Source organism: Trichloromonas sp. (assembly GCF_041583255.1).
Taxonomy (GTDB): Bacteria; Desulfobacterota; Desulfuromonadia; order Desulfuromonadales; family Trichloromonadaceae; genus Trichloromonas.
The window spans coordinates 1-8,710 of record NZ_JBFHGD010000135.1; the positions used below are offsets into that span (position 1 = coordinate 1).

Genomic DNA, 8,710 nt, shown 5'->3' on the forward strand with positions numbered 1-8,710 from the left:
AGTACCTGCCACTGGCTGTCGGGGTAGGCGGGCGCGGGCAAGTGCCGCAGCGCCGCCAGGGCGGCTTCCAAACCGGGAATCCCGCGAAGCTGCTCAAGCAGCGCCTTCATGCGCTCTTTCATCTCCGCCGGCGCCCCCTTGCCGGCAGGGAAACCGCCGTTCTTGTCGAGACTTTTACGCAAGGTGCCGCTGCCGGTCAGCAGCAGATCCGCCAGCCCAAGCCAGGACGGCAGGTCGGCCGCCCGCGCCCCTGGCCAGGCGCAAAGCCCGGCCAGGCACAGCAGCGGCCGGTCGGCGCCCGCCAGGTTGTCCGCCGCGTACCTTGCCATAGCCAGCAGTTCAGGCTGCAGGGAGACCGGCAGCGAGGCGGCCGTCGCCTTGAGCTGCCCCTCGATGTAATCCCCCAGGGATCGTTCCAGCACGGCCCGCCAGCGCTCATGGTCGATTCGCCCCAGGTGCCGCAGCCACTGGTCGCGGCGGGCCAGCATGGCGACCAGCATCTCCTGCAACTGCTCCATCCGGTTATCGAGATGAGTCAGCACCCGGGCCACCTCGGCGATCCCCTCGCCGCCCTCGTCGAGGCGCTGCAGCACCCGCCGGGCGGCCTCGCGGTAAAGCGAAACGGGATCGCTGGCGATCTGCGGCACCGCGCCGAAGCGGGAGATCCAGGGCATCCGCCGCACCAGCGAGGCATTGAAGGAGTCGATGGTCTGGATCCCCAGCAGCGAGGGGTTGTCGAGCAGATGCCAGCCGAGCCGGGTGTCCCGCTCGAGCACCTCGCGGGCCAGCTGCCAGGTGAGCCGCCCGTGGGCGCTCTCGGGGACTTCGCCGCGGGCGGCCTGCAGGGCCTGCAGCAGCCGGGCGCGCATCTCGCCGGCGGCCTTGCGGGTGAAGGTGATGGCCAGGATCTCCTCGGGCCGCTGCACCGTGCCGAGCAGACGGAGAAACCGCTGGATCAGCAGCTCGGTCTTGCCCGAACCGGCCGGGGCCTGGACAATGAATGACGATAGCGGGTCGACGGCCCGGGAGCGGGCGCTGGCATCGGCGATGGCGCTCATTCGGCCTCCTCTGTGGGCATGGCGTTTTCATCAATCCGGCAGAGACCGGCGAGATCGCAGTACTGGCAGGCCTTGGTGAAATCAACGGGATCGACGGCGGCATGCCCGCGGGCAAACTCATCCCCCAGCTCGGCCAGCTGCCGGCGCCAGCGGGACAGCAGGGCCGGCCAGTCGGCGATGCCGGCTTTTTCCGCCCCTTTCGACCCGGCAAAGGCCGCCAGCTTCGGCAGCAGCTCGGCCTCGGCGGCCACCCCCTTGGCCCCGCACTCACCGCGCCTGACACCGGCGAAAACCACCCCGGCCAGTTCGGCATCGGCCTCCTCGCTGCCGTAGACCGGCAGCTGGGGTTCGAGCAGGCGTTCGCCCAGCAGGTCCCCGACGTCGACCCGGCCGGTCTTGTAATCGATGATCACCCGGCGGCCGTCGTTCAGCTGGTCGATGCGGTCGACCTTGGTGTCGATGCTGATGCCGCCGCAGACGACCGTTCGCTCGGCTTCGATCTGTGCCACCGAGAAAGGGGCCCGCTCTTTTTCGACCTCCTCCAGCCATTCGCGCACCAGGGCGCAGAGCCGCGCCCCCTCGATCCGGCAGAGGGGCTGGTCGGCCTCATCGCCGAAATGCTGCCGCAGGGCCTCGCCGGCGGCCTGCTCGATACGGGCGGAAAGTTGCGCATCGCTCAGCGCGAGCAACCCGGCCTGGTCGCCGGTGAGCTTCCAGAAATTTTCCAGAACGGCATGCAGCAGACTGCCGCGAGTGCCGGCGTCGAGGCCCGGTTCGGGCCGATCGAGAGCCCGCGCCCGCAGACGATGGTGGGCAAAGGCGCGGAAGGGACAGAGGGCCTGATCCTTGAGCAGGCCGGTGCCGCCCGAGGCCCGGGCCGCTTCGGCCAGAGGCGGGCCCAGCTCGTCGGCGAGCGATTCGAGCCCGGCCGGGGATTGCCGCATCGCGGCCAGGGGGGCATGACTGGCGGCAGCGGCCTGTTCACCTTCGTCGAGCCGGGCTATCAATGAACTTGGCCGCAGTTCGACGTCGCCGTCTTTGCGGGGATGACTGAAAATAACCGTCGGTGCCGCAGCTGAAAGTCGCGCGACCACCATCCGGGCGAACTCCAGCTCCCGTTCGGCGCTGGCGTGCGGCATATTGCGGGCCACCTGCAGCGCCAGCGGAATAAAGGGATTGGGCCGGGCCGGCGCCGGCACCAGGTCGTCCGTCATTCCCAGCACCCAGAGGTGTTCAAACTGCAGCCCCGCCGCCTCGAGCAGGCCGACGACCTGCAGCGGCCCGGCCGGAGATTCGGGCTGGAAGGTGGTTTCCCGCGCCAGCCGCCGCAGCAGCGCCACCGCTTCGCCGCGGTCGACCGGGCCGGAAACAGCCTCAAGGGCCACCACCGCAGTCAGCAAGTTTTCCTTCCAGGCCTTGAGAACCTGGAACTCCAGGCTCCCCAGGGCGCGCTCGCCGGGCCAGCCGACGGCAACCAGCAGCTCGTTGAAGCTGCTGACCCACTCGCCCAGCAGGCGCTTGCGGCCGTCCTTCGAGCTGGCGGACAGCGCCTTGATGATCCTGGTGAACTCCGGCAGCAGCGGCCTTTTGTCGCTGTCCCGATCTTCATCGAGCAGGGCCTGCAGGCGGGAGGAGCTGAACGCCAGCTGCCGCTTCGAGCGCAGCCGTTGATCGAAGCGCGCCCGCCCCCCGGATTCCCGCTGGCTGGCGGCCAGGTACGGGCTGCGCAGCAGGAAGCTGACGGCATCGAGGGAAAGGCGGTGACCGCTGCCGATAATTTCCAGCGCCGCGGCCACCAGCCCCTGCTCCTCGAGGCTCGCGCCGAGAGAGAGGCTGAAACGGTCTTCCTGCTCTTCGAGGGCAAGCACCGCCTCGGGATCGATCTCTTCGCGGAAAACCCGCTCCACCAGCAGCCGTCGCTGCTGCAGGTCGGCGACCACCACTCCGATGCGGCCGGCCCCCGACTCCATCAGCTGCCGGGCCCAGCAGGCGGCCCGGCGCACTTCATCCTCACTATCCAGGCAGGCTACCCGCAGCAGCGTGCCGCCCTCAGCCGCCTCGGCAACCAGCTCGACCACCCGGGCACCAGCAGCCTCCATCGCTGCACGCAATTGCAGGATGCCGGGAGAGAGCTCATCGAAGCCGGCCAAGAAAACCATTTCGGGGATGACCAGCCGCCCCTGCGCTATGGCTGCGCAGAGCCGCGCCGGCAGTTCCGCCAGATCAAACCAGCCGCCCTTGCGGCAGGCCTCGAGATACCCCTTGCGCCAGCGCAGAAAAGCCTGGTGGTCATCGCTTAAGGGAAGCCCCGCCAGGCTGCCGCCGTATTCGACCAGCAGCTGGTGGGCTTCGTGCGCCCTGCGGGCGGTCGCCGAAACCTGCAGCAGGGCGATTTCGCTGCCGGCGATATCCTGCTCGATGACCTTTTCCCACAGCCACAGGGCCCCCTGCCCCTGCAGCAGCCCGGCATCCTCGTCGAGCCGTCCCAGCGACCGGTGCATCCAGGCATCGAGGCTGAAGAGTTCCGGGGTACTCCAGGCGGCACGGCCGGCCGCCACCATCCAGGCGTCGTAGCCGCCACGCAGGCTGCGGGAAAGGCGTTTGTTGACGGTCAGCACCAGGGCCCCTTGGGACATGGCGGCAAAGAGGCCGGGGTACGACTCCCGCGTATCGATCATGGCTGGTTCTCCTTCATCGGCAAGCTTCGCGCTACAGGATATACCCTGGCGGAATCATTTGGCAAACGCCAAATCAGTTTGGCGAGCAAGGTAGCAGATGGCGGCGGCAGAATAAGTCACAGGATAAGTTTTTTCACCTGACAACCTGTTATAAAATCCGAACCTTCGAAAGCATCTATTCACTGATGAATCAAGCGCTGACTTCTTCGGAGTGCAGAGTTCAATTCGGATCGGGCCCCCCTTTCTTTGCGAAAATCCGACAAAAAATCGCTACAGGCTTGCGGATGCGGTGCTGCTGGGCTATATTTCCGGCGCATTTATCTACAAAGGAGAAGAAATATGATTACCGCCATCAGCCCTCTGGACGGGCGCTATGCATCGAAAGTCACCGAACTGACAGAATGTTTTTCCGAGTATGCGCTGCTGCGCAACCGGGTCAAGGTCGAAGTCCTCTGGCTGCTGGCCCTGTGCGCCGAGTCCGGCATCCCCGAATGCCGCGCGGTGACCGCCGATGAAGAGCAGTTTCTGCGCAGCATCGTCGAGCGCTTCACCCCGGCTGAGGCCGAAAAGATCAAAGCCATCGAAGCGGTCACCAACCACGACGTCAAGGCCGTTGAATATTACATCAAGGAGCAGATCGCCGGGACGAGCCTCGAGAACATCTCCGAGTTCATCCACTTCGCCTGCACTTCCGAAGACATCAACAACCTCTCCCACGCCCTGATGCTCAAGGACGGCCTGGCCGCCCTGCTGCCGCTGCAGACCCAAATCATCGACGGCATCCACAAGCTGGCGGTTCAGTTCAAGGATGTGTCGATGCTGGCCCGCACCCACGGCCAGACCGCCTCGCCGACGACGATCGGCAAGGAGCTCGCGGTCTTCGCCGCCCGACTGCAGAAGCAGACCGGCAACATCGCCAAGGTCGAGCTTCTCGGCAAGCTCAACGGCGCGGTCGGCAATTTCAACGCCCACCTGTCGGCCTATCCGCAGGTCGACTGGGTCTCCCTGGCCAAGGGGGTGATCGAAACGGAACTGGGCCTTATCCAGAACCTGTTCACCACCCAGATCGAGCCCCACGACTACATGGCCGAAATGTTCGACGCCCTGACCCGCTGGAACACCATCCTGATCGACTTCAACCGGGACATCTGGACCTACATCTCGATGGCCTATTTCGGCCAGAAAACCGTCAAGGGCGAGATCGGCTCCTCGACCATGCCGCACAAGGTCAACCCGATCGACTTCGAAAACTCGGAAGGCAACTGCGGCCTGGCCAACGCCATCTTCAGCCACCTGTCGCAGAAGCTGCCGATCTCCCGCCTGCAGCGCGACCTGACCGATTCGACCGTTCTTCGCAACATGGGGGTCGGCTTCGGCTACAGCATGATCGCCTACAGCTCGACCCTCAAGGGGATGGGCAAACTCAAGCTCAACGAGCAGAAGCTGGCCGCCGATCTCGACCAGGCCTGGGAAGTGCTGGCCGAACCGATCCAGACCGTAATGCGCAAGGCCGGCATCGAAAAGCCCTATGAAAAGCTCAAGGAACTGACCCGCGGCAACGTCATCGACCGCGCAACCATCCGCGCCTTCGTCGAAAACCTGGAGCTTGCCGCTGAGGACAAGCAGCGGCTGCTGGAGATGACCCCGGCCAGCTACATCGGCCTGGCACCGCAGATCGTCGACTGGCTCAAGTAAGCCCCCTGTCCGCCCAACACAAAAAGGACCGCACAATCGCGGTCCTTTTTGTGTTGGCCCTATCGCAGCACCCGCAACTACTCGATCAGACTGGCAGGCAAAGCGGAAAAGAGATCGGATCTGTCTGTTTAACCAATCAAATCCATAAGAGCCTGCAGAGCCTTGCCGGGCGTTTCTCCTCGGCGCCGTACCAACCAGGTGACCATTTCAGCGACATCCTTTGGCAGGCGGTGAAAAGAGCAGTTATCTTGATACTGCGGCCGTTCGACGACTGAGCGGGGCAAGAAGGTCACTCCCATCCCGGCCGCAACACACCCCATGATTCCCTCGATCGAACCGAATTCCATGATCTGGTAAGGCAGCCTGCCCGTCCTTCTGAGCCACCCTTCCAATTGGGCCCTGTAGCTGCATCCCGCTCTGAAAACCAGAATTTTCGAAGGATTAATCTGCTCCAGCGAGGTTAAATCTGGAGGGGTCACGAGGACCAGTTCTTCTTCGAAGGCTTTTTCGGCAATCAAGTCGGCATGGGCGATTTCGCCTGCCACAAAGGCCCCATCGACCTGAAAGTCAAGCAGCCGCTTCAACGAAGTCTCAGAGGGGCCTGTCACCAGGTTCAATTCGACCTGGGGATAGAGCCGATGATAGTTCACCAACAAGGGGGGCAGACGAACAGCGGCGGTGGTTTCCATTGTGCCGATCGACAACCTGCCTTTAGGCTCATCAGGATTAGTAATAGCCTCTTCCGCCTCCTTGGCGAGAGCGATGATCCGTTCGGCATAATCCAGCAGCAGGTGACCGGAGTGGGTCAGGGAGACCCCTTTGCTTTTACGATGAAAAAGGAGCGTCCCGAGGCGTTCCTCCAGTTGCTTGATGCGGGTGGTAACGTTGGATTGAACGCAATGAAGCTCTTCGGCCGCCCGGGAAATACTCCCTTTTCGGGCGACGGTCAGAAAGATTTTGAGCTCACTTACCTCCAATGGTATCTCCAATAATGATACTTCAAATCAACATATTTCATTTGATCTGATATCACGTTGGCGCTAGCATGTCAAACATGGAAACCGAAAACATCGATCAGAAATCCGCCCAGCATAATTGGGCAGCCCTCAAGGTTCTGGCGGGGGGCATCCTCGGCATGATGGTGGTCATGGGGATCGGGCGCTTCGCCTACACCCCGATCCTGCCCCTCATGCAGCGCGACCTGGGAATGAGCCATTCCCTGGCGGGCGGGCTCGCTGGGTTGAACTACCTCGGCTATCTTGCCGGTGCCGTCATCTGCACCCTTGCCCCCCGACTGCTTCGTTCCCGGGTGATCGCGGCCGGCGCCTTGCTGCTGAGTCTCGCAACCACCACCTTCATGGGGGCGACCGTCTCGGAGTTCTGGTGGGGAACCATGCGACTCGGTGGCGGCCTGGCCAGCGCGGTGCTGTTCATCGTCATTTCCGCCGAGGTCGCGGAGACGCTGGCCAGGCGTGGCTATGGCCATTGGTTTGGCGCCTTGTACGGCGGCGTCGGCTTCGGTATCGCCCTCAGCGGCCTGGTGGTCCCTCAACTGGATAAGGCCGGGGGCTGGGATGCCGCCTGGATCGGGATGGGAGGAATTGCCGGGCTGCTTGCCCTGCTTGGCGCGGCCCTTGGCCGAAGGCACGTCCAGGCCACCACGGACCCAGTCGAACCGGGGAAATCCGCTGCCGGCCTGCGCAGCATCCGGATGCTGGCCGCAGCCTATTTTCTGCAAGGCATGGGCTACATCGTCACCGCCACCTTCATTGTCGCCATCATCGCCGAAACCCCAGGGCTGGAGGCTATGGCGCCCTACAGCTGGGTCGCAGTCGGTCTCTCCGCCATTCCATCGACGATTCTCTGGCCGCACCTGGCCCGGCGCACAGGGAACAGACAGGCTCTGCTGGCAGCCTATACTCTTCAGGCCGCGGGGATTCTGGTCAGTGTCAGGGCCAGCTCCATTGCCGAAGTGCTGTTCGCCGCCGTCACCTTCGGTGGAACATTCCTGGGGATCGTTGCCTTGACCCTGGCCGAAGGCAAAATGAGAATGGGCAAGGAAGGAGCACGGGCCGCGGCATTTCTGACGGCGAGCTTCAGCGTCGGCCAGGTGCTCGGGCCGATCATCGCCGGCAGCCTGGCCGACCGACAGGACGGTTTTGCCCTGCCTCTGCTGCTGGCTGCAGGCTGCATTATCCTGGGAGGATTATTGATCGTTCTGGATCGAGGATTTTCAACCCCAAACAGCGGAAAGGAATCAGACCATGCCGTACGTTAACATCAAAATCACCAAGGAAGGTGCCACCCCCGCACAGAAGGCCCAGTTGATCAAAGGCGCGACCCAGCTGCTGGTCGATGTGCTCGGCAAAAATCCGGCGACCACGGTGGTCGTTATCGACGAGATCGAAACCGACAATTGGGGGATTGCAGGAGAGACGGTCACCGTCAGGCGCAAGGCCGGAAAGTAGGACGCATCATGGGCCAAGGCTATGCCAACTGCTGCCCATTCCCATTTTTCATGCCTTGCTACATAAACGACAGCCCAACCTGAAATGACCAGGTCGGGCTGTCGCGCTATTGGTCGATCAGCAGGGTCCGATTGACACTGGATTTTATCAGCGACGAAAGGTTGGCAGCAGCGGTCTCAAAGCTGCTCGAAAAATGACGGTTTGACGAACCGGAACGAGCCGACAAAGGCGTCGAAGTCCGCTTCGTCGGCCGGATCAAAGGGCTGGTCCATGGGCCGCCATTGGTTGTAATAGAAGGCGATCACCCGCTCTCCCCGACGGCTGAAGACCACCTTGCTCCAGACCTTGTGCCCCTTGACCTTCTCTTCCCCTTCGACCACGGCCACCAGCGCCGGCCGCCCGTTCAGGGTCGTCTCTTTCAACTGCGGCGAAGCGAACACCACCCGGCTGGCCCACAGATAACGCTTGAAGAATTCGCCCTGGCGCTGCCTGAAATCCTTCGAATAGCCGAACGGCTCTTCGGCATAGGCGATGGTCGACTGGCAAGGAAAGAATTCACGGCATTCCCTGGCAAAGGCGATGCTGTAATCGTCTTCGTCGAGGGAAACCAGGGACCACTTGCCGTTCGGCGGCACGAAGGCGTATTCCTGCTGCCAGAGGACCGAGCCGTCGGCCTGACGCAGGGCCGCCAGGGGATCGACCGGCGGCTGCGCAACACAGGCAGCCGAAAGCAGGCAGAGCAGACCGCCAATAAGGGTGCGGATCATGGCGACACCTCCTCGGCATGCAGTTGTTTGAGCGTCTCGAGGAT

General features: G+C 63.3%; 7 protein-coding genes. 3 read left to right on the plus strand and 4 right to left on the minus strand.

The window, feature by feature from the left end:
• Together ABYV89_RS11265 and ABYV89_RS11270 are read right to left on the minus strand one after the other, a co-directional pair.
• On the minus strand, window positions 1-1,058 hold a 1,058-nt coding region (locus ABYV89_RS11265), incomplete at its 3' end, for a UvrD-helicase domain-containing protein (RefSeq protein ID WP_432823050.1).
• Window positions 1,055-3,736 carry a PD-(D/E)XK nuclease family protein gene (locus ABYV89_RS11270; protein ID WP_432823051.1) on the minus strand — a complete coding sequence of 894 codons (2,682 nt, stop codon included), beginning with the start codon at window positions 3,734-3,736 and terminating at the stop codon, window positions 1,055-1,057. The genes ABYV89_RS11270 and ABYV89_RS11265, both read right to left, overlap by 4 nt.
• 339 nt (window positions 3,737-4,075) lie before the next feature.
• On the opposite strand from ABYV89_RS11270, the gene purB reads away from it, so the two are divergent.
• Window positions 4,076-5,431 (plus strand): adenylosuccinate lyase, encoded by a 1,356-nt coding sequence (purB, locus tag ABYV89_RS11275; RefSeq protein WP_432823052.1) that lies wholly within the window; start codon window positions 4,076-4,078, stop codon window positions 5,429-5,431.
• A 128-nt stretch (window positions 5,432-5,559) separates the two neighbouring features.
• Here the strand turns inward: purB and ABYV89_RS11280 are convergent, their stop codons facing one another.
• Window positions 5,560-6,408, minus strand: a complete 849-nt coding sequence (locus tag ABYV89_RS11280; RefSeq protein WP_432823053.1) for a LysR substrate-binding domain-containing protein — start codon at window positions 6,406-6,408, stop codon at window positions 5,560-5,562.
• A gap of 77 nt (window positions 6,409-6,485) precedes the next feature.
• Between ABYV89_RS11280 and ABYV89_RS11285 the strand changes: the two genes are divergently transcribed.
• Both ABYV89_RS11285 and ABYV89_RS11290 read left to right on the plus strand, forming a co-directional pair.
• Window positions 6,486-7,709: a YbfB/YjiJ family MFS transporter gene (locus ABYV89_RS11285; RefSeq protein ID WP_432823054.1), complete on the plus strand. Its 1,224-nt coding sequence runs from the start codon at window positions 6,486-6,488 to the stop codon at window positions 7,707-7,709.
• Window positions 7,696-7,899 (plus strand): tautomerase family protein, encoded by a 204-nt coding sequence (locus tag ABYV89_RS11290; RefSeq protein WP_432823055.1) that lies wholly within the window; start codon window positions 7,696-7,698, stop codon window positions 7,897-7,899. Before ABYV89_RS11285 ends, ABYV89_RS11290 begins: the two co-directional genes overlap by 14 nt.
• Window positions 7,900-8,075: 176 nt before the next feature.
• Here the strand turns inward: ABYV89_RS11290 and ABYV89_RS11295 are convergent, their stop codons facing one another.
• Complete coding sequence (locus tag ABYV89_RS11295; protein WP_432823056.1) at window positions 8,076-8,666, minus strand: hypothetical protein; 591 nt, start codon at window positions 8,664-8,666, stop codon at window positions 8,076-8,078.
• Window positions 8,667-8,710: the final 44 nt, after the last annotated feature.